At 34.4% G+C, this 20,428-nt stretch carries 18 protein-coding genes and 1 tRNA gene; 8 read left to right on the forward strand and 11 right to left on the reverse strand.

The window, feature by feature from the left end; translation table 11 throughout:
* Positions 1–68 precede the first annotated feature (68 nt).
* Positions 69–2,705, reverse strand: coding sequence for an alanine--tRNA ligase (gene alaS, locus C8C84_RS00835; RefSeq protein WP_121311720.1), 2,637 nt, complete (start codon positions 2,703–2,705; stop codon positions 69–71).
* Positions 2,706–3,030: 325 nt separating this feature from the next.
* Here alaS and C8C84_RS00840 point away from each other — a divergent pair, with 325 nt between their 5' ends.
* From C8C84_RS00840 to C8C84_RS00860, 5 genes are all read left to right on the forward strand, one after another.
* Complete coding sequence (locus C8C84_RS00840; RefSeq protein WP_121311721.1) at positions 3,031–4,011, forward strand: M23 family metallopeptidase; 981 nt, start codon at positions 3,031–3,033, stop codon at positions 4,009–4,011.
* A gap of 55 nt (positions 4,012–4,066) precedes the next feature.
* Positions 4,067–4,399 (forward strand): MerR family transcriptional regulator, encoded by a 333-nt coding sequence (locus tag C8C84_RS00845; RefSeq protein WP_121311722.1) that lies wholly within the window; start codon positions 4,067–4,069, stop codon positions 4,397–4,399.
* A 65-nt stretch (positions 4,400–4,464) separates the two neighbouring features.
* On the forward strand, positions 4,465–5,058 hold the full coding sequence (locus C8C84_RS00850) for a LemA family protein (protein ID WP_121311723.1): 594 nt from the start codon (positions 4,465–4,467) through the stop codon (positions 5,056–5,058).
* Between the two features lie 86 nt (positions 5,059–5,144).
* Entirely contained in the window at positions 5,145–5,585 is a 441-nt protein-coding gene (locus tag C8C84_RS00855; RefSeq protein WP_121311724.1) for a TPM domain-containing protein, read from the forward strand.
* Entirely contained in the window at positions 5,582–6,385 is an 804-nt protein-coding gene (locus C8C84_RS00860) for a YgcG family protein (protein WP_121311725.1), read from the forward strand. Before C8C84_RS00855 ends, C8C84_RS00860 begins: the two co-directional genes overlap by 4 nt.
* Positions 6,386–6,460: 75 nt before the next feature.
* On the opposite strand, the gene C8C84_RS00865 is transcribed toward C8C84_RS00860, so the two are convergent.
* Positions 6,461–9,232, reverse strand: coding sequence for an outer membrane beta-barrel protein (locus C8C84_RS00865; protein ID WP_121311726.1), 2,772 nt, complete (start codon positions 9,230–9,232; stop codon positions 6,461–6,463).
* Positions 9,233–9,372: 140 nt separating this feature from the next.
* The gene (der, locus tag C8C84_RS00870) at positions 9,373–10,683 is read right to left on the reverse strand and encodes a ribosome biogenesis GTPase Der (RefSeq protein ID WP_121311727.1); all 1,311 of its coding nucleotides are present in this window, start codon (positions 10,681–10,683) and stop codon (positions 9,373–9,375) included.
* Positions 10,684–10,780: 97 nt separating this feature from the next.
* Between der and C8C84_RS00875 the strand changes: the two genes are divergently transcribed.
* The gene (locus C8C84_RS00875) at positions 10,781–11,290 is read left to right on the forward strand and encodes a hypothetical protein (protein WP_121311728.1); all 510 of its coding nucleotides are present in this window, start codon (positions 10,781–10,783) and stop codon (positions 11,288–11,290) included.
* Here C8C84_RS00875 and era read toward each other — a convergent pair whose 3' ends face one another.
* Positions 11,291–12,175, reverse strand: coding sequence for a GTPase Era (gene era / locus C8C84_RS00880; RefSeq protein WP_121311729.1), 885 nt, complete (start codon positions 12,173–12,175; stop codon positions 11,291–11,293). It abuts the gene before it with no gap.
* A gap of 116 nt (positions 12,176–12,291) precedes the next feature.
* Between era and C8C84_RS00885 the strand changes: the two genes are divergently transcribed.
* Together C8C84_RS00885 and C8C84_RS00890 are read left to right on the forward strand one after the other, a co-directional pair.
* Positions 12,292–12,364 (forward strand) — tRNA-Met (locus C8C84_RS00885).
* Between the two features lie 56 nt (positions 12,365–12,420).
* A complete protein-coding gene (locus tag C8C84_RS00890; RefSeq protein ID WP_121311730.1) occupies positions 12,421–13,677 on the forward strand; it encodes a site-specific integrase in 1,257 nt (418 codons plus the stop codon).
* On the opposite strand, the gene C8C84_RS00895 is transcribed toward C8C84_RS00890, so the two are convergent.
* The 7 genes from C8C84_RS00895 to C8C84_RS00930 all read right to left on the reverse strand — a co-directional run bounded on the left by C8C84_RS00895 (position 13,674) and on the right by C8C84_RS00930 (position 20,136).
* Complete coding sequence (locus tag C8C84_RS00895) at positions 13,674–13,886, reverse strand: hypothetical protein (RefSeq protein ID WP_121311731.1); 213 nt, start codon at positions 13,884–13,886, stop codon at positions 13,674–13,676. The two genes, C8C84_RS00890 and C8C84_RS00895, sit on opposite strands and share 4 nt — an antisense overlap.
* Before the next feature lie 36 nt (positions 13,887–13,922).
* A complete protein-coding gene (locus C8C84_RS17090) occupies positions 13,923–14,327 on the reverse strand; it encodes a hypothetical protein (RefSeq protein ID WP_199717074.1) in 405 nt (134 codons plus the stop codon).
* An 11-nt stretch (positions 14,328–14,338) separates the two neighbouring features.
* The gene (locus C8C84_RS00905) at positions 14,339–15,142 is read right to left on the reverse strand and encodes an endonuclease/exonuclease/phosphatase family protein (protein WP_121311732.1); all 804 of its coding nucleotides are present in this window, start codon (positions 15,140–15,142) and stop codon (positions 14,339–14,341) included.
* 602 nt (positions 15,143–15,744) lie between these two features.
* Positions 15,745–17,523 carry a protein kinase family protein gene (locus tag C8C84_RS00915; protein WP_121311734.1) on the reverse strand — a complete coding sequence of 593 codons (1,779 nt, stop codon included), beginning with the start codon at positions 17,521–17,523 and terminating at the stop codon, positions 15,745–15,747.
* Between the two features lie 4 nt (positions 17,524–17,527).
* On the reverse strand, positions 17,528–18,817 hold the full coding sequence (locus tag C8C84_RS00920; protein WP_121311735.1) for a hypothetical protein: 1,290 nt from the start codon (positions 18,815–18,817) through the stop codon (positions 17,528–17,530).
* Positions 18,817–19,620 carry a vWA domain-containing protein gene (locus tag C8C84_RS00925; protein WP_147406795.1) on the reverse strand — a complete coding sequence of 268 codons (804 nt, stop codon included), beginning with the start codon at positions 19,618–19,620 and terminating at the stop codon, positions 18,817–18,819. The genes C8C84_RS00920 and C8C84_RS00925 overlap by 1 nt, the downstream gene beginning before the upstream one ends.
* A gap of 12 nt (positions 19,621–19,632) precedes the next feature.
* Entirely contained in the window at positions 19,633–20,136 is a 504-nt protein-coding gene (locus C8C84_RS00930; RefSeq protein WP_121311737.1) for a DUF805 domain-containing protein, read from the reverse strand.
* Positions 20,137–20,428: the final 292 nt, after the last annotated feature.

Below are 20,428 nucleotides of genomic sequence, written 5' to 3' on the forward strand. Positions count from 1 at the left end.
CTATGATACCAATAAAAAAACCCTTTCATCTCAAAAATGAAAGGGTTTTAAAATGAGTATTTTAGGTGTTATTTCACAAAATCGATTGCTTTTTCTAATGCTTCTTTGATACCGTTTATATTTTTCCCTTTTCCGGAAGCAAAAAATGGTTGTCCTCCACCATTACCATCGATATATTTCCCTAAATCTTTGATAACCACATTGGCGTTTAAGCTTTTGTCAGCCACCAATTCCTTAGCAATATAACAATGAATGTTAGGTGCGTTATCTTCAATCGATGCTAAAACCACAAACGAATTTCCTTTTGAAGTTCCTAAGGCTTGCGCCAATTCTTTAGTGGAACTCATAGATAAATCGACTTGTTTTGCTAAAAAGTTAACACCATTGATTTCTTGAAATTGGGAAACTAAATCATTTTTCAGTCCTTCTATTTTTTCTTTTAACAACAACTCGATTTGCTTTTTCAATTTCGAGTTCTCATCTTGCAACGAAACGACAGCTTTGATGGTATCTTGGGGATTTTTCAAAGTTTCTTTGATTGTTGCCAAGGCATTTTCTTGTTGTGTAAAGAAATCTTTAACGGCATCTCCCGTTATCGCTTCAATACGACGAATTCCCGCCGCAACTGCGCCTTCGGAAACGATTTTGAAATGCCAAATCTCGGCGGTATTTTTCACGTGAATTCCTCCACAAAGTTCTTTACTATCTCCAAATTCAATCATGCGCACATTATCGCCATATTTTTCTCCAAATAAAGCCATCGCGCCTTTTGCCAAAGCTTCTTGAATTGGAATATTTCTGTATTCTGTTAATTGCAATTGGGCTTCAATTTGGGCATTTACGCTTGCTTCTACCTGACGTAATTCTTCATCACTAACTTTAGCAAAATGCGAAAAGTCGAAACGCAAATAGTTTGGATTCACCAACGATCCTTTTTGCTCCACATGCGTTCCTAAAATATTTCTCAAAGCCAAATGCATCAAATGCGTAGCCGAGTGATTTTTGGAGGTTGATGTTCTTAAATCGGTATTAACTTTCGCTACAAAAGCTCCGTTTATATTTTCCGGCAATTGCTTCGCGAAATGTAAAATCAGATTATTTTCTTTTTTGGTGTCAATAATATCAATGGTTTCATTGGCGGAAACTAATGTTCCTTTGTCACCAACTTGTCCACCGCCTTCCGGATAGAACGGCGTGTTGTCTAAAACGATTTGGTATAAAATCCCGTCTTTTTTACTGTTTACTTTACGAATACGAGTAATTTTCACTTCGTTTTCTGTTTGGTCATAACCTACGAAAGTTTCTACATTTCCCGGAATTAATACCGACCAATCTTCTGTCGAAACTTCTGAAGCGGCGCGTGAACGGTTTTTTTGTTCTTGCATAGACGCATCGAATTCACTTTCGTTAAACGACATGCCTTTTTCTTTCAGAATCAAAGCGGTTAAATCTCTCGGAAAACCGAAAGTATCATATAATTCAAAGGCTTTTGCACCCGAAACTTCCGTTCCTTTGGTTTGAGCCACTACATTTTCCAATAATTGTAAACCTTGGTCTAACGTTCTTAAGAAAGAAGCTTCTTCTTCGCGGATTACATTGGTAACCAATTGCTGTTGCGATTTTATTTCCGGGAAAAATTCGCCCATTTGATTCGCCAAAACTTCCACCAATTTATTGATAAAAGGTTCTTTGGTATTCAAAAACGTAAAGCCATAACGGATTGCGCGACGCAAAATTCTGCGGATTACATAACCTGCGCCGGTATTGGATGGCAATTGTCCATCAGCAATAGCGAAAGCTACGGCACGCACGTGATCCACAATTACACGAATGGCGATATTGGTTTTGTTTTGTTCTTCTGATATATTTTTGACTTCGTTGGAAGTGTATTTTAATCCTGTAATTTGTTCAATTTTAGCAATCAGTGGCGTAAAAACATCAGTGTCATAGTTCGACGTTACGTTTTGCATCGCCATACACAAACGCTCAAATCCCATTCCGGTATCCACGTGTTGTGCCGGAAGTCTTTCTAACGAACCATCGGCTTTGCGGTTGAATTCCATGAAAACGTTGTTCCAAATCTCGACTACTTGCGGATGATCGGCGTTTACCAAACTTCTACCTGAAACAGCTGCTCTTTCAGCATCGGTTCTTAAATCGATGTGGATTTCGGAACACGGACCACATGGTCCTTGGTCACCCATTTCCCAGAAGTTGTCTTTTTTGTTCCCCAAAATAATTCGGTCTTCGGGAACGTACTGTTTCCAAATGTCCCAAGCTTCTTGGTCGAATGCCACATTTTCGGCAGGATTGCCTTCAAATACGGAAACGTACAAACGGTCTTTGTCCAATTTCAAAACTTCAGTTAGAAATTCCCAAGCCCAATCGAGTGCTTCTTTTTTGAAGTAATCGCCGAACGACCAGTTGCCCAGCATTTCGAACATGGTGTGATGATACGTATCGAAACCTACATCTTCCAAATCGTTGTGTTTTCCTGACACACGAAGACATTTTTGCGTATCGGCTATACGTTTGCTTTTAGGCGTGCCGTTTCCTAAAAAGTATTCTTTGAATTGTGCCATACCCGAGTTGTTGAACATCAGGGTTGGATCGTCTTTCAGGACGATTGGAGCCGAAGGAACAATTAAATGTCCTTTGCTTTCAAAGAATTGTAAATACGCTTTTCGAATGTCTTGTGATTTCATTTTAGATTATTAGATGTTTAGATCTTTAGACTGGTTAGATTTTAAAAAAATGGTTTACTATTTAGCCCCGATTGAAGCAAGTATCCTTTTTTATTAATCGCATCTCGACTGCGCTCGATTTGACAAAAAGATACTGCGAAAAGCAGGAATAGCATTTACTAAAATGCCCGAACCATTCGCTCCTAATCCCTCGACTGCGCTCAGGATGACAATTAATTTGAACTACTTCAAATTAAAATTTAGGGTTTGACTGAAACATTTGTTAAATTTGTTCGTATAACCATTGTTTTCTTAAAACAAGCACAAAAATAGTATAAAATAAAAGATGGCGAAAAAAGTAAAGTATTATTTCGATACCGAAAGTTTGGCTTACCGAAAAATCAAGCCAAAATTATCCAAAAAACTGGGTTACATCGGTTTATTTTTACTCGCATCAGGATTATTTGGTTTTCTGTGTTTTGTGGTTTTATTGAATAGTTCCTATTTAGAAACTCCCAAAGACCGATTGCAAGCGCGTGAAATTGAAACGATGAAATTGCGTTATGCTATTTTGAATAAAAAGATAGACCAAGTTCAGGAAGTTTTAGCTGATGTTGAAGAAAGAGACAATAATATTTACCGCGCTTATTTTAATACGTCACCGATTCCTGCAGAACAGAGAAAAGCGGGATTTGGTGGTGTGAATCGCTATAAAGAATTAGAAGGATTTGACAATTCTGAATTGGTAGTGAATACTTCCAAAAGAGTAGATATCATTTCTAAAGAATTGGCAATTCAATCAAAATCATTAGATGAAATTTTGAAATTGGCCAAAGAGAAAAACAAATTACTTTCGGCGATTCCGGCAATTCAACCGGTAAAGAATGAGCAAATGAAACGAATTGCTTCCGGTTTTGGCTATCGAAGTGATCCGTTTACCAAAGTTCGTAAAATGCACGAAGGCATGGATTTCACGGCGAAAACCGGAACCCCTATTTTTGCTACCGGCGATGGTGTTGTTATTAATGCTGACAATTCGAAATCAGGTTTTGGTAATCATATTGAAATCAGTCACGGTTATGGGTATTTAACTTTATATGCGCATTTGAGTAAATACAAAGTCAAACGTGGACAACGAGTAAAGCGTGGTGACATCATTGGTTACGTTGGAAGTACAGGCCGAAGTGAAGCGCCGCATTTGCATTATGAAGTACACAAAGACGGAAAAGTCGTCAACCCGATTAATTTTTATTACGGGAATATTTCGGCGGCAGAGTATACAGTTATTTCTAAATTGGCTAATCAGGAAAATCAATCACTGGATTAATTTAAAAAAGTGGTCAGTGATCAGTTTTTAGTGTTCAGTTAAAAAAATAAAACATATGCATATAGAGTTAAAAGAAGGAAAAAGATATTACAGCATTGGCGAAGTAGCCAAAGCTTTTAATGTGAATGCTTCGTTGATTCGTTTTTGGGACAAGGAATTTGACATTCTGAAACCAAAAAAAAATGCCAAAGGCAATCGGATGTTCACGCCCGAAGATGTAAAAAATCTGCAACTGATTTATCATTTGGTCAAAGAAAGAGGCTTTACGCTTGATGGTGCTAAAACACATTTGAAAGAAGGACAAAAGAAAACTTTGGACAAGTATGAAATCATCAGCAAACTGGAAACGGTGAAAGCGCAATTATTAAATATCAAGAACCAACTTTAGGTTTGGTTTTTGTAACAAACAAAAAGAATTAAAAACTAATAACAAACCTTAAATTAAAAACAAACATGGATTTTAGAAAATTTTTACCTTGGATTATTGGAGCAGTTGTAATTTTTGGAATTTACAGCTGGGTTAAAGGAATTAATAATACGGCAGTTGGTTACGAACAAACAATCAATGAATCTTGGGGTAACGTAAACACTGCATACCAAAGAAGAAATGATTTAATTGGCAATTTAGTTAACACTGTAAAAGGTGCTGCAGAGTTTGAAAAAGGAACTTTAACAGCAGTTATTGAAGCCAGAGCAAAAGCCACTTCTGTAAAAATTGATCCTACAAACATTACTCCGGAGCAGTTGGCCGCTTTTAACTCAGCCCAATCAGGCGTAACATCATCATTATCAAGATTATTGGTAACGGTTGAAGCTTATCCTGAATTAAAAGCCAATCAAAATTTCTTGAAATTACAAGACGAATTGGCAAGTACCGAAAACCAAATTTTAACGGCAAGAACACGTTTTAACGAAGCGGTTAAACCTTACAACACGCACATCAAAACATTCCCTAACAGCCTATTTGCAGGACTATTTGGCTTTAAAGAAAAAGCTTATTTCCAAGCTGTTGAAGGTGCTGAAAAACCGGTAGAAGTAAAATTCTAAAAAAATAAATCTAACACAGATTTCACCAATTAAGACAGATTGAAGTTTGCGGTAATTTGGAAATCTGATGTTTAAAAAACTAAACAATGTCTAAAGTAGAAGATTTTTTAACCAAAGAAGAAGAGCAAGAAATTGTTGAAGCTATTCGCGTGGCCGAAAAAAATACTTCCGGTGAAATTAGAGTACATATTGAAAAACACACTTCCATCGATCCTTTCGAGCGTGCGATGGAAGTTTTCCATCTGTTAAAAATGGATGAAACTGAGTTGAAAAATGGTGTCTTAATTTACTTGGCTGTCAAAGACAAACATTTTGTGATTTGTGGCGATAAGGGCATTAACGATTTGGTTCCGAATGATTTTTGGGATTGTACTCGTGATGTGATGACCAAAAACTTTAAAAAAGGACAATACAAACAAGGTTTAATTGACGGCATACTCAGAGCCGGAGAACAGCTTCAGAAATACTTTCCTTACCAAGATGGTGACACTGATGAATTATCAAACGAAATATCAAAAGGAGAATGAACTATAAAATAACTATTCCCGTTTTCCTTAAACTCATTGTTTGTCTTTTGGTTTCACAAATAGGTTTTGCACAATTTACGATACCTAAAAAACCTGATTTTCAAACTTCAGTATATGACTATGCTAAGCTATTAAGTCCTCAAGAAAAAATTCAATTAGAAGAAAATCTTGTTAGATATTCAGATTCTACTTCGACCCAAATTGTAGTTGTTACGATAGAAGATTTAAAAGGAGAAAGTATTGATGTAGTTTCCACCAATTGGGCACAAAATTGGGGTATTGGTCAAGCCAAAGAAGACAATGGTGTATTCATTTTAGTGTCAAAAAACAACAGAAAAATAAGTATTCGTCCGGGTTATGGATTAGAAGACAGACTCACCGCAGGAATTTGTGGTGAAATCATCAGAAATGTGATTACACCCGAGTTCAAAGCCGGCAGTTACTATAATGGTTTAAGCAAAGGTGCTGAGACTATTATAGAAGTTGTCAAGGGCAAATACAAAGGCGAAAGAAAAAAATCTAAGAAAGGAAGCCCGCCTATATTACCTATTATCATCATCGTTATCGTTATCATATTCATCATTGCCAAAAATAAAGGCAAAGGCGGTAGCGGTGGAAACTCGGGTAATCGTGGCGGTGGCTTTGACTTAGCTGACATAATTATCTTAAGCAGTCTTGGTCGCGGCGGTGGCGGATTTGGCGGCGGAAGTTTTGGTAGTGGCTCTTCCGGCGGTGGCGGATTTGGTGGTGGTTTTGGCGGCGGTGGATTCTCCGGCGGCGGCGCAAGCGGCGGTTGGTAGTTCATTCCTAGACCGCAGTTGCAGTCAGCAGATTTAATAACAAAAAACTCGGTCAAATTGACCGAGTTTTTTTATTTAATCCATAAATATCATTCCACCTTCTTTTTTCTTTCCTCCAAACTTCTCAAGTTTATAGGTTAGTGAAAACATTACGTAGCGTTTTAACACCGTATTTTCTGCATCAACAATAGCTGTTGGGGAAATCGTACGGGTAGCATTTTGGTTTTGGTCTAATAAATCGTAGACTTTTACTTTGGCTAAGAATTGGTCTTTGAAAAAGTTGTAGCCTAAACTCACATTCCACAAATAAAAATCTTTCTTAAATCCATCGGCGATATTTGAATTGTAAGTGTAACCAAAGTCGCTTCCGATTACGAATTTCTTTGGCACATAAGAAGTGATTTCCAATTTGGCATTGTGAATAAAATTTTGCGCCTTATCAATAACATAGTTTTTATAATCCGTACTATTTAAAGTATAGCGATAGCTAGGTGAAACGGTAATCAATTCGTCTATACTCCAAGTCAGATTGACTTTTGGATTCATTTGTAAACCTTTTGACTCAAACGCAACAGCATTGGTTAAACCTTTATTAGAATCATAGTTAAAGTTAATTCCAGCACCAAAACGCAACGTTCTCTTTTCCTTTTTAAAAGATTTACTCCAGCTAAGACCTAGATAGGAATTGTAAACCATATCCACATTTTGATAAGTCGTTGTAGATTTAAAATTATCATCAAAAACAGTCGAGGAAACTACGGCATCTCGGCTCAAATTGAATCCGGAATAAATATAATATCCTGAACGCGATTGATAGTCGTAATCATTGAAACTGAAGTATAAATTGTGTCTTTGCGTAGGGCGAAGATTTTCATTACCAACAAAAGTGCTTAAAGGATTTGACAAATTCTCTACCGGCAAAACCTGATTGGCTTGTGGCAATTGCACACCATAATCATAGAAAGAATAAATCGATTTTGATTTGCCCATTCGGTGACTGATGTAACCTTTCACTCTAGGAAAAACGTAATTTTTATTTCTATTGGTAGTCAATCCCAAATAGTTGGAACGAGCATCAAAAGTGACAAATTCAGGTCCGAAGTTGATTCTACCGTTGGTTTTAGATTTGCCGATAATCAATCCGGTTGAAGGGAAAAAAGTAGTTGCTTTTGACGATGTACCGTTTGACTGCAAATCATTAAAATCATCATAATTTGCACCGTCAAAATCAAAGGTATTCAAATTGTTTTTGACCCTTCGATACGTTACTTCAGAAGTTAAACTCAGTCGAAGTGAATCGGTTAAAGGTTCGCCAAAACGTACTTCCAATTTGATAAAATCATTGTTGTCTTTTTCAAATCGATTCTGATTCCGGATATCATCCGGCGTGGCATCGGCAAAAAGCGTAGCCGAATTGGTATTGACAAAATCATTTCTTCTTTGAAATTCTGATTCCAAATTAACCGATAAACCACGGTTCTTCTTTAAAAATCTTTTGCTAAAACTGGCTTCTGTACCAAAAGAAGTAAATTCATTATCATTGTAATCTTCATTGGTACTGCTATTCAACTCATCAAAAGTTTCACTAGTCGTAATTTGATTTCTGGAAGATTTACTATAGCTTTTATTTCTTTGAAAACTTGGATTAACATAAATAGTCGACAAGGAATCAATTTTGATTTCAAAATCTAAATCGAGGTTATGTCCATTACTACCGTTTTTGGTGATTGCATTAGAATTGGTAAATGTTCTACCTTCCGGCAAAAGGTTGACTCTATCCGTTCGGTTGGCATTCTCAGTTTCGGCATTTGAAAAATAATAACTGCCGCTTTGGTCAATTTTTTTCAACCATTTGTCTTGGTAATTAATTCCAACCATATTGGAACGTGTAATTCCGCGATTGCCGCCAAATGACATATTGTTGATTCCAAAACTTCCATCGTCGTTATAATAAATCGAAGAATTTCTTCCACCGCCCATATTATCAAAAACCTCATCCATAGAGAATCCGATGGAATTGATGTTATTGGATGAAGCCAAGACACTTACTTTCTGTTCGCCTTTAAAATAATTGAGCAACAAACTGGATTCATACCGTTTGTCTGAACCATGTCCGGCGACGACTTTCCCGAACAGTCCTTTATTTTTATCTTCTTGTATGGTTAAATTGATGGTTTTTTCCTGAGAACCGGAAGCTTCACCTGAAATTTCTTCCGATTTGGTTTTCGTATCAACGACTTGCACTTTATCAATAATTTCAGCCGGTAGATTTTGGGTGGCGATTTTACCATCTTTTCCAAAGAACGGTTTACCATTGACCAAAATATTATTGACTTCTTGACCATTGACTGTGATTTTACCTTCCGGTGTGATTTCAACTCCGGGTAATTGTTTGAGCAAGGCTTCAACATTGGCATCGGCACCAACTTTAAACGAAGCGGCATTGAACTCCAAAGTGTCCTTTTTAATTCTAATCGGTGGAATTTCAGATTTTATCACTACCTCGTTAAGAGCGTTTACCGCTTCTTTTAATTCGATAATTCCAAAATCTTTGTCAACCTCTAAAGAAACTTTGTCTTCTTTAAAATCCTGATAACTGACGTAAGAGATTTTAAGATAAACCGGCTTATCCGATTTTTTGATCTTGAAATTAAAACCACCCACTTTATTAGTAATGGTATAATCAACCACGGAAGAATCTTTGACAGAAGTCAAATAGACGGTAGCCGATTCGATAGGTAATTTGTTGGTTTCATCAACTACTTTTCCTTTGAGTGAAATGGTTGATTGTGCAAAAGTAATAGAGGTAATAAAAAAGGCTAAAACAAGGTAGAGAGATTTTGGCATAAAAAAATAGCTGTTATTAAGTTAGAAAGATTAATAACGGCTAAATTCTTATTTTAGTATGTGATGTGAAAATTTCTTACGAAAAATTTAACATTTTCAGATAATACTAACTGATTAGTGTTATCTGGAAACACTTGACTTTACTTTTCTCTGATGTAAATATCAATCGGCACGCCCGAAAAATCCCAGTTTTCTCGGATTTTATTTTCTAAGAAACGCTTGTATGGTTCTTTTACATATTGCGGCAAATTGGCAAAAAACACAAATTGTGGTGTTGGTGTTGGCAATTGCATACAATATTTGATTTTCACATATTTTCCTTTCAAGGCCGGCGGCGGATAAGCTTCAATCAATTTCAACATAAAGTCGTTGAATTTTGAGGTTGCAATACGCTGTTTTCTGTTTTCAAAAACTTTTACCGTTTCTTCCAAAGCTTTTAGCAAACGTTGTTTGGTTGTTACCGAAGTAAAAATAATAGGCACATCGGTAAACGGTTGTAATTCTTCACGAATTTTGGCTTCGTAATCACGGGTTGACATGGTGTCTTTTTCTACCAAATCCCATTTGTTTACTAAGATGATAACGCCTTTTCTGTTCTTTTCGGCCAGCCAAAAAATACTTTGGTCTTGTCCTTCAAATCCACGAGTCGCATCAATCAAAAGAATACAAACATCAGAATGCTCAATCGCACGCACTGAACGCATTACGGAGTAAAATTCTAAATCTTCTTTTACTTTGGCTTTTCTACGAATTCCGGCGGTATCAACCAAGTTGAATTCGAAACCAAAACGATTGTATCTGGTATCAATCGAATCACGAGTTGTTCCGGCGATATCGGTCACTACAAATCGGTCTTCACCGATTAACGCATTGATAAAAGATGATTTTCCGGCATTGGGACGACCTACTACACAAAATCTTGGCAAAGCTTCCTCTTCATCAGTAACTTCGGGTAACTCCGGCAAAACTTCTACCAATTTATCTAACAAATCTCCAGTTCCGCTTCCGCTGATACTGGCAATGGTAAAATATTCCCCTAAGCCTAAATTATAAAATTCGATAGCGTCTTTTTCACGCATCGCATTGTCTACTTTGTTTACAGCTAATAAGATTGGTTTGGTTACTTTTCGCAACAACTTAGCTACTTCGGCATCCATAGGCGTGATACCTTCTTCCACATCGACTACGAAAATAATCGCATCGGCTTCATCAATCGCTAACTCAACCTGACGGCGAATTTCACCTTCAAAAATATCATCCGAACCTTTGATATAACCACCTGTATCAATTACAGAAAACTCTTTTCCATTCCATTCGCTTTTACCGTAATTTCTATCACGAGTTACACCGCTAACCGAGTCGACGATAGCTTCTCTTCTTTTGATTAAACGGTTAAAAAAAGTCGATTTCCCAACATTTGGTCTTCCAACTATGGCTACAATATTGTTCATAATCATTTTAAATATGCTGCAAAGGTAGTATTAAAGAGCACAAATTCAATTATTTTATTACTTTTAGTAACGTATTAACATCCAAAAAATCGTTTTTATGGATACCCAACATGAGGTTAGACTTCGTCCACGGTTTTTTAAAGACCTCGAACAAAACATAGCTGTCGTCAGAGAGAAATTTGTCAATTACAGACAAAAGAACCAATCTACTGACTTCGTAATGAAAGTGAGAAACAACCACGTTCAGTTTACCTTTTCGAGTGAAAAAAAACACTATTGGTCGCCGCATTTAAGCGTAGAGTTAGAGGAAAAAGAAGGTAATGAAAAAAACGCCACTCACATTAGAGGATTGTTTGGTCCGGATCAAACGTTGTGGACAATGTTTATGTTTTTGCATTTCATAGTCGCCGGTATTTTTACCTTATTTGGCATGTTTGCTTATTCTAATTACACGCTTAACGAACCCATGTTAATGGATTTCATCGTGATGTTTATCATGGTGATTGTTTGGTTTTTACTTTATGTTATTGCCCGACAGATTCGAGAAAAAGGTCATGAACAAATGGATGAACTCGAAGCCATCTTTTTGGACATCATCAAAGAGTAATTATTTTTGGTTGTACCCAAAACGACGCAACTGATACGCATTGCTTCTCCAGTCTTTGTTGACTTTTACATACAATTCGATATGAATTTGCTTGCCGAAGAACTTCTCTAAATCTTCACGAGATTGCATACCGACTTTCTTTAAAGCAGCGCCTTTGTGACCAATGATAATTCCTTTTTGAGTATCGCGTTCCACCATAATTACGGAGCGAATTCGGATGATTTTTTCATCTTCTAAGAATTCTTCGGTTTCGATTTCTACTGCGTATGGAATTTCTTTGTCGTAGTTCATTAAGATTTTCTCACGAATGGTTTCGTTTACAAAGAAACGTTCCGGCTTGTCCGTCAAAGCATCTTTAGGGTAATACGGTGGCGACACCGGAAGCAAGTCCAAAATTCTGGCGAATACTTCTTTAACATTAAAATTTTCTAAAGCAGAGATTGGAAAGATTTCTGCATTAGGCACTTTGGCTTTCCACAACTCAATTTGCTCTTCTAATTCTTCTTGGTTGGATTTGTCGATTTTATTCAACAGCAACAACACCGGAATTTTAGAATGAATTATTTTATTAAAAAAGTCTTCATCTTTTAATTCCTTCTCGCCTATTTCGACCATGTAAATCAACACATCAGCATCTTCGAAAGCCGATTTCACAAAGTCCATCATGGATTTCTGCATTTCATAAGCCGGTTTGATAATTCCGGGAGTATCTGAAAGCACCACTTGAAAATCTTCTCCGTTAACGATACCTAAAATCCTGTGACGTGTAGTTTGAGCTTTAGAAGTAATGATGGATAATCTTTCCCCAACAAAAGCATTCATTAAGGTTGATTTTCCAACGTTTGGGTTACCGATTATATTAACGAATCCGGCTTTATGTGACATGTAATTTGATTTAATTTTTGCAAAGGTAGTCATATCAGTCCAATAGAAGAAAAAAGATTTTTTTATCTTTTTTGTTGCAAGTGTTGATATTCGTTGTATATTTGCACTCGAAACATCGCGGGATAGAGCAGTAGGCAGCTCGTCGGGCTCATAACCCGAAGGTCACAGGTTCGAGTCCTGTTCCCGCTACGAAGAGTAATTCTTTTAAAACTAACGATTTAGAGCAATTTAAATCGTTTTTTTTTATGCCTAAATTTAACGTATTTTTACTCAATGAATACAGAAATGCATACGTTTTGACTGCCAAGAAGAATTTTTCAGAGCCAAAAATCTATGACGCCAATGGTGACTTAACCAAGCGTTGGTATGTTTATTTCTCCTTTAGAAATCCTAAAACAGGATTACTCGAAAAGCAAACCCCTATTTACGGCAATGCGAACACTTTCAAAACCAAGCAAGAGCGTTATGAAATTTTAAACGCTTATCGCAAAAGTCTTAAACAAGCATTAGAAGATGGATTAAGTCCGTATGATGATAGTGAGAAAAATTTGGGTGCTATTTCAGAAAAACCGGTTTTGCAAAACACGCAAACAAATGAAGAGAATGGCATTGCAATTCCTGATGCATTTGCTATGGCAGTTAAAATAAAAGAGAGTGTTTTAAGCAAGACGTCCTTTCCTAGTTTTAACAGTAACATCAAACGCTTTGAGAAATGGTTACTTGCAAGAGGTCTTGCAAGTGCAGATATTACAGCTATAACCAAAAAGCATGTTATTGAATATCTCAATGAAGTTTTGGAAAACACTAGTCCGAGAACAAGAAATAATACCCGAATTGATTTAGGGTCATTATTTCAAACATTGGAGGATAACGAACTCATTAAAGAGAATTTTATTAAAAAGATAAATGTTCTTAAGGCAACTCCTGAAAGAAACAAGACTTACACCAACACCTTGCAAGCAGACATCTACAAGTATATGGAAGAGAATGATAAAATTCTGTTGCTGTTTGTAAAGTTCATCTCTTACAATTATCTAAGACCAATTGAAGTTTGCCGCTTGCAAGTAGGTGATTTAGACTTGGTAGATAGAAAACTATATGTTAGAGCAAAAAACAGTCCGGTAAAAACCAAAATAATCCCTGAGATTTTGATTAATGATTTGCCTGATTTATCCAAAATGGATAAAAAACATTACTTGTTTACTCCTCTTGCAATAGGTGGTGAATGGGAAACCGCCGAAACCGATAAAAGAGATTATTTTTCTAAACGATTTAAAAAGGTAAAAGACCATTTCAAACTAGGGAAAGATTATGGTTTATATAGTTTTAGACATACTTTCATCACGAAACTGTATAGTGAGTTTGCAAAAGCCATGACACCTAATGAAGCTAAAAGCAAATTGATGCTAATAACAGGTCATAATACTATGGATGCATTGGAAAAATACTTAAGAGACATTGATGCTGTACTGCCGGAGGATTATTCAAAGTTTTTGGATTAATCCTCCCAGCCGCATAAATCCAATCCTTTTTCCTTGGCTACTTTTACCGTTACTTTGATAACTTCATGTTTGCATGCGCTTAATCCTCGGCAGAATTCCTTAAGATGGTATTTCTTGGCACCCTTACTATTGCAGATATATACCTTATCAGCCATTTCAACAAATGATGTCAAGGTCATGAAGACCAAAAGTAATGCGGCTTTTTTCATTGGACGACTTTTAAAGTTTTATAAAGATAGATAAATTTAATCAACCGCGAGTTCGTATTCGTTTCCGTCTTGGTCCGTTGCTTTTAATTCACCATAACCAATCCATTCAACATTAATATCGACTTCTTCACCATCTGAGTTAGTAATTGTTCCTGTTCCGTATTTGTCTTCCATACTCACATTACCGGTAACTTCATTTCCATTGTCATCATAACCTGAAACATTATAACTGTAACCATAATCACCACTTGTTCCGGTTCTGTATTCGTATTTGTAATTAGTGTCTGTATGAACCTTTTTTAATTCTTCTTCTGTTAAATCCTCTGCGTTAGCCGGGACAAAGTTTTGTGGTGGTTGTTGCTCCTTTTCTCTACAGCTGTTTAAACTAAGAAGTGCAATAATTAGAATTACTCGTATTGATTTTAGTAGTTTTTTCATCATAACTTATCACCTTATTTAAGTTCTAATTCTATTGTTAAAGGAATGTGGTCTGAAACTTCTTTGGCCTTGGCAAAGTCATTAAAATCATTGTAGAAGTGAATTGCTTTAGGATTCTTTACCAATATCTTATCACTATTATACCAGACATTATCAAATTCATTGGAAAGACAATTGTCATTTTCGCAGCTTCGTTTTAGTGAAGTCTTTTGGTCAATAAAAGCTGGCTTATAACCCATCTTTTTTAGAGGATTGAATACAGTATGTGATTGTGGACAATTAAAATCTCCGAGAAAAACAATATTTAGATTTGGATATTGAGCAGGAAGGTTTTTGAAGTGTTTGATTTCGGTTTCGGGTTGCTTGCTTTTGGTGATGGCGTGGAAATTGGCTAAGGTGAATTGCTTTTTATTGTATTCAAACGTGGCATAATAGGGTTCGCGGTCAATTAGTAAACTGTATTTTTTTTCCAACCAAGGTTTGTTGACCAATCTTACTTTTGCGGTTTTCCAGAGGAAAGCGTAACGCTCTGTTTTATAGGCAGAGCTGCTTGTTGGGTCGCTGATGGCATAGTCCCATTTGGCTCCTTTGCGGTTGAGTTCGGCTGCTAGTTTGGCTACGGCTTGGGCGCCACCTTCTCCTGCAACAACTTCTTGCAGGGCTACTATATCATAGGCTTTGACGGTGTTGGCGATGTAAGTGATGGTACTGTCTGATTTAGAGTTACCGAGGTTTTCGACGTTCCAGGTTAGGGTTTTGACTTGGGCGTTGAGTATCGTGGTTAATGAAAGGAAAATTAAAAGGAGTTTAGATTTCATTGCTTTTAATCATTAAAAAGTGTACACTATGGATAAAATAATCGATGATTAGGTATTAATGAAGAGATCCTAAGATGTAGTTCATATTAATAATTTCATTTGCTCTTTAAACCTAAACCAAATCGCAGAGTAATAATTCCATTCTGCTTTCGTTGAAAAAAAGGTAATTGCAAAAACTAAATGCCCGTTTTTAATAGAATAATTTTTATAATAATAAGCATCATTATCAGTCGTATAATCTAACCAAAATGCATCATAGTTATTGATTTTTGTTTTACCATATTTTATTAATTTAGGAGTATTAAATATTTCATTTGCTCCTTGTTTCCAATAATTTGCATAATCTTCTAAATTTCCTAATACTTGATAAATTGTTTGATTCTTATATTCAATAGGTATTTTTTTACAACTATAACAATTGAACTTCCAAAGTTGTTACAAACTTTGAAATCAACATTTACTCCGATTGCTTCTTTAATTTTAAACCCTTTTGGAATTTCAACTTGATAATTATATTTCACGCTTTTCCAGTTTGTTTGACAAAATGAAAAATTATAAAATAATAAAATGGAAAGTAAATATTTATACATACTAATTCCTTTTTAATTTCCGATTCTATAAGCACTATATACTGTTTCAGTACCATCCTCGATATATCTAAATGAATTGGATTCAAAAGATAACACATACTGTCTAATCATTGAATTATTATAGCCTGTGCCAAAATACAATTTCCCGTCATAATATTCCCATTTTGTCCATTTTGAATTTCCATTATCCCACTTTATAAAATAATCCCCATCATCATAAAAAACAAAAGTTGAGTTTTCATCTGACCAGCGTCCAACAAAATAATTTCTGTACAAATTTGTAGCAACATCTATGTGATTTGTAATTGGAGCAGCTGCACTATCAACAGCCTCTTCTTGTATTAAAGTTGGAATTGAATCTGAATCAATAAAGGCTGCTGAAGTATCAATAATAGCTGCTGTACTATCTGCTACAGCTTCACTTGAATAATCATTATTATAATTATTCTTATCGTTCTCATAAATAGCTCCACAAATTATCATTACTATTAGTATCAGACCAATCCAAATAATTGGATTATTAGAATTACTTTGATTTTCTTCAATTATTGGTGTAATAATTGGCTCTGTCTTTTTAATGATTGGTTTGCTGAGTATAATTTTATCAAAATCAACGTTAATGTCATTTGAGAATTCATCAATAATTATACTTTTTGATTTTGTACCAAAAATGATTTTTATCTCTTCATTTAAATATCTGCTCCTATCAATTTTAATTGGTGTTTTTCCAATATTTATATAATTCTTATTTCGCACAGAAGCACTATTTGGGATGCTTGTAATATTGATGTGTTCAACTTGATTCGAACTTCTAATATTTAGAGGTGTAGATTTATCGAATTGCTGTTCATTTTCAATAATTTGTAATTCTTCATCTACATTTTCAATTTGTCCAAATAATTTTACTAGCCCAACTGTTGAAGTAATTAATGAATTTTTAATTTGTTCAAGATAAAAATTTAAAGACGGTTGGTTTAAATTTTCAAGCCTATTAAATAACTTTGATTGATTTGGATCGTTGAAATCACTTGCAACAAATAACAAATTATCCAAGGTATTAAATCCTCCTTGCATTATTTCTTTCCAAAGGGTTTTGTCAAATTTTAATGCTTCAAGTGCACATAAAATTACCCAAAACGAGAAACGGTCAATTTTTTCATTAAATGCAAAGGAATTTCTGTTAGGATGTTGAAATTCTGACCTTCCTCTTTCAATCTGTTTTTCTCCTATAAAATCCGGAATATACATTCCGTCATAATCAATTAATTTGATTTTTGGTTTTCCGTTAACTTCTTTAATGATAATATTACCACATTGTATGTCACCATGTGCAATTCTATTTTTTTCAAGATTTCTACTTGTTTTAAATATTTGCTTTTGAAGTTCTGATAATACTTCATTATTTTGAAGGTTGATATTTAAAAATCTATCTAATAGTTTACCCTCAACCCAATCCATTTTTACAACTGGAAATAACTTCCCATTGATTTCAATTTCATTATCTAAAAATTGAATATTAGTTTTCCAATTTTCTTTGATAGTTTTAAGATAATTATCTATTTTTCTGTATCGTTCGACATAATCAATATCAGTTCCTATAAAACATCTAATTGCAATTTCTTTGTCATTTTCTAATGCTTTAAAAACAACAGCAAAAGAACCTGAACCAAAACTATAAATTTTAATTGGTGAAGTTCGAGCAGGAATAAAAAATATATTATTTAAAGTGCGAAAAGCATTCACTCCTTGTGCTTGTATTGTTTTATTGTATTCTGATAATGTTGGAAACATAAAATTATTGTTTAATACTGTCTTTTTTAGTTTCAGCTTGTGGTATATTATTTTTTATTTCCTCTACTGTTTTTGAAATTGTATTTTCGAGCTTACTATTTGTAATTTTCTTCTCTTTGATAGTATTTGGCTTTGTAATTTCCGTTTCGGTCTTCACCTTTTTCTCGGTTTCCTTTTCAACAGTTGTTTTCTCAACAGTTGTTGTTTCATTTAGTTCTTTATCTGTTTTTGTATTCACAGTTTCAAGCTCTTCAATCGGCTCTTTCTCTTCATACTGTGTTGAAATTTTATCTTCTGAAACAATTGAATTTTTCTTATCTATGAAATAAAACAGGAGTAAAGTGTTTAAAATTAGTATTACTAATGTGCTAATCAATAGGGCTTGTGTAAGCTTTAATTTGTTCTTTAAAAAATTGGTTTCTGTAGAGAGTTGTTGTATCATCCGGTGTAATTGTTCCATTTCTAAATTATCTATGTTGTTGATAAAGTTTTGATTTTCTGCGGAGGGAATAAATTCATTTTCGACTATGGGCGGAAAAGAGAAATCTTTTGGCGGAATTATTTCTATAATGTTATTTGAGGAAATTGGAGAAACTATAAGAATCGAAATATCATCTTCTTCTAATTCATTGTTTTCCCAACTTGTTTCGCAAAAACTTTTAAAGTCTTCAAAATTATTGCATTTTAGTAGCAAGGAAATACTTTCCGGTTTTCTGAAGATAAATCTACTAATAGCATCTGTTGCTAAAATAATTATGTCATCTTGTAAAATGTTAATTTCAGCGAAACTGAAGTATTCATTTTCTATTTCATCTTCTAACAATTTATTAGTGTTTATGAAATAGTTGTTATTATCCAATTCCTCAAGCGTTTTGAATGGAAATGAATTGATTTTATTACTTCTTAATACAAATAAACAAGTGTCTCCACAATTCAAAACCTTAATCGAGGTATCATTAATGAACTGCAAACCTATGAATGTGGCTGTGCCACCTTTATTTTTTTTTGCTTTTTCTAAAGATGCTTTAGCAAAGTTGGAACTGAATTCAAAATCTGTGCTTTTAAATTCGGCAGCTAAGTTTTTTAAATTTTTCTTAAGTAAATTAACATCAAACAATGGATTGTTAACGAAATTATCCACCAATATTCTCGCCCATAATTCAGATTTAAAACTTTGAGTTGTTCCGTCTGAAAGTGCAATACATTTGTTGAAATTTGAAAAATTATACTTATCCTGAATATGTTTATATTCGATTGAAGCTTTTTTGTGTAATTGCAGAACTTTTAATTCCATTATTGTGGAGTTCCTATATTTAAGAAATTTATTAAATCAACTGCATTTCCGTTATAAATATATCCTTTAGGATTGTTAGAAATATTATAGCCTTTTTGTATTGCGATTCTAACCATATTTTCGTTTAATGGTGTAGAAATATCAAATAATAATCTTGAAAATTTATTATTTAGGTTGTCAACTTCATTAGGAAATAATACTCTTTCAGAAATTTTTTCAGAAATATGAATGTTTAAAATATTTACTAAACCATAATTAGTTCTTAATTGTTTTAGTTTGTTTACTTCGTTTATCAAATTTTGATAATTATTTCCGCCATCTGTCGCTTCACCATCTGTAATATTAATAATAATTGGCGGATGACATTCTCTATGATTCCCCCAATTAATCCAGTCTTGACATAATCGTTTTGCATTTTCAAAAGCTCTTTTCATTGGTGTTGAGCCACTTGCGATAGGAGTAATCCATACTGGCTTATCATCTTCTTCTCTTAATGGATACTCAAAAATATTTTTAATTGAAACTACCCATTTGTTTAATAAAGCACCTTCCCAACCAGATTGCACATTATTTTCTTTGCCATATCCAATTATTCCAATTTCAAATCTATTTTTTATATCATCCCCAGAATAACATCGCAAACCAACTTCATATAATAATTCATTTATTGCGTTTGCAACTTCTTTAGATTTTGTATGAGTTTCGTTCCCAAAATTTTCTCCCATAGAACCGCTTTGGTCAATTAGAAATATTATTAGACATGGATTTGTACTGCTTATGGTAAAATTTCTTAAATCTGTCATGCTATTTAATTGTTATTTGTATAATTCTCCACTATTATATTCCCCCGATGAATTATTTTTGTTGTAGTTAGGATTAGATTGATTATTTAAATAATCTAAATTATTGTTATTATTATGTCCACCACTATAATTCCCTTGGTTATATCCTCCAGAAGAGTTAGTGGGTTGTTGATGGCTTGTATTTGTTGAATTATGAGTATAGGTATTTTGCTGTTTTCCTTTTGGATTATCACCATATTGATTTTGACCCGGTTCACCTTCTTGAAATAATAACCAAAGACCATAAAAAGGGATTAATTGCCACCATCCACTATTGCCTACATCATGACATCTTTTTGCGCCTTGTGACCAAAGAAACCATAACATAGGAATATATGCGAATGCTAAAAAGCTAGCGTCTCTGCTCTCTTGTAATATCAAATTTATTATCACTGCTAAAATTGTATATATAATAATAGATATACCATATTCAGTCCGCCTAATTCTTCCATCGAAGGAAAATACATTTTCAAACATAAATCAACTTTTTAATTAATAATTAATACAATTTTAACATTTCCCACTGCAATCAAAATGCATTTCATTGGTTTTTATTAACAATTGTAGCTATCAAGCATTTGCTTCCGGAACAGCTGTATACAATACCGTTCCGGTGCAAATACTACCACAATTATTTTATCTTGGACAAGACCAAATAAGGCTATCTCCTTTTCTACATTATTTTTTTACAATTGAGCACTTGAAAATTGTTTGTATAATCATTTCCACCCATAGCGAACGTTCCTCAGCTTTAGCAGTTGCAATGATT

Source organism: Flavobacterium sp. 102 (assembly GCF_003634615.1).
Classification (GTDB): Bacteria; Bacteroidota; Bacteroidia; order Flavobacteriales; family Flavobacteriaceae; genus Flavobacterium.

Bases quoted from the DNA above. Each gene is read 5' to 3' on its own strand.
- alaS (WP_121311720.1), bottom strand. From the start codon at position 2,705: ATGAAATCACAAGACATTCGAAAAGCGTATTTACAATTCTTTGAAAGC.
- C8C84_RS00840 (WP_121311721.1), top strand. From the start codon at position 3,031: ATGGCGAAAAAAGTAAAGTATTATTTCGATACCGAAAGTTTGGCTTAC.
- C8C84_RS00845 (WP_121311722.1), top strand. From the start codon at position 4,067: ATGCATATAGAGTTAAAAGAAGGAAAAAGATATTACAGCATTGGCGAA.
- C8C84_RS00850 (WP_121311723.1), top strand. From the start codon at position 4,465: ATGGATTTTAGAAAATTTTTACCTTGGATTATTGGAGCAGTTGTAATT.
- C8C84_RS00855 (WP_121311724.1), top strand. From the start codon at position 5,145: ATGTCTAAAGTAGAAGATTTTTTAACCAAAGAAGAAGAGCAAGAAATT.
- C8C84_RS00860 (WP_121311725.1), top strand. From the start codon at position 5,582: ATGAACTATAAAATAACTATTCCCGTTTTCCTTAAACTCATTGTTTGT.
- C8C84_RS00865 (WP_121311726.1), bottom strand. From the start codon at position 9,232: ATGCCAAAATCTCTCTACCTTGTTTTAGCCTTTTTTATTACCTCTATT.
- der (WP_121311727.1), bottom strand. From the start codon at position 10,683: ATGAACAATATTGTAGCCATAGTTGGAAGACCAAATGTTGGGAAATCG.
- C8C84_RS00875 (WP_121311728.1), top strand. From the start codon at position 10,781: ATGGATACCCAACATGAGGTTAGACTTCGTCCACGGTTTTTTAAAGAC.
- era (WP_121311729.1), bottom strand. From the start codon at position 12,175: ATGTCACATAAAGCCGGATTCGTTAATATAATCGGTAACCCAAACGTT.
- C8C84_RS00890 (WP_121311730.1), top strand. From the start codon at position 12,421: ATGCCTAAATTTAACGTATTTTTACTCAATGAATACAGAAATGCATAC.
- C8C84_RS00895 (WP_121311731.1), bottom strand. From the start codon at position 13,886: ATGAAAAAAGCCGCATTACTTTTGGTCTTCATGACCTTGACATCATTT.
- C8C84_RS17090 (WP_199717074.1), bottom strand. From the start codon at position 14,327: ATGATGAAAAAACTACTAAAATCAATACGAGTAATTCTAATTATTGCA.
- C8C84_RS00905 (WP_121311732.1), bottom strand. From the start codon at position 15,142: ATGAAATCTAAACTCCTTTTAATTTTCCTTTCATTAACCACGATACTC.
- C8C84_RS00915 (WP_121311734.1), bottom strand. From the start codon at position 17,523: ATGTTTCCAACATTATCAGAATACAATAAAACAATACAAGCACAAGGA.
- C8C84_RS00920 (WP_121311735.1), bottom strand. From the start codon at position 18,817: ATGGAATTAAAAGTTCTGCAATTACACAAAAAAGCTTCAATCGAATAT.
- C8C84_RS00925 (WP_147406795.1), bottom strand. From the start codon at position 19,620: ATGACAGATTTAAGAAATTTTACCATAAGCAGTACAAATCCATGTCTA.
- C8C84_RS00930 (WP_121311737.1), bottom strand. From the start codon at position 20,136: ATGTTTGAAAATGTATTTTCCTTCGATGGAAGAATTAGGCGGACTGAA.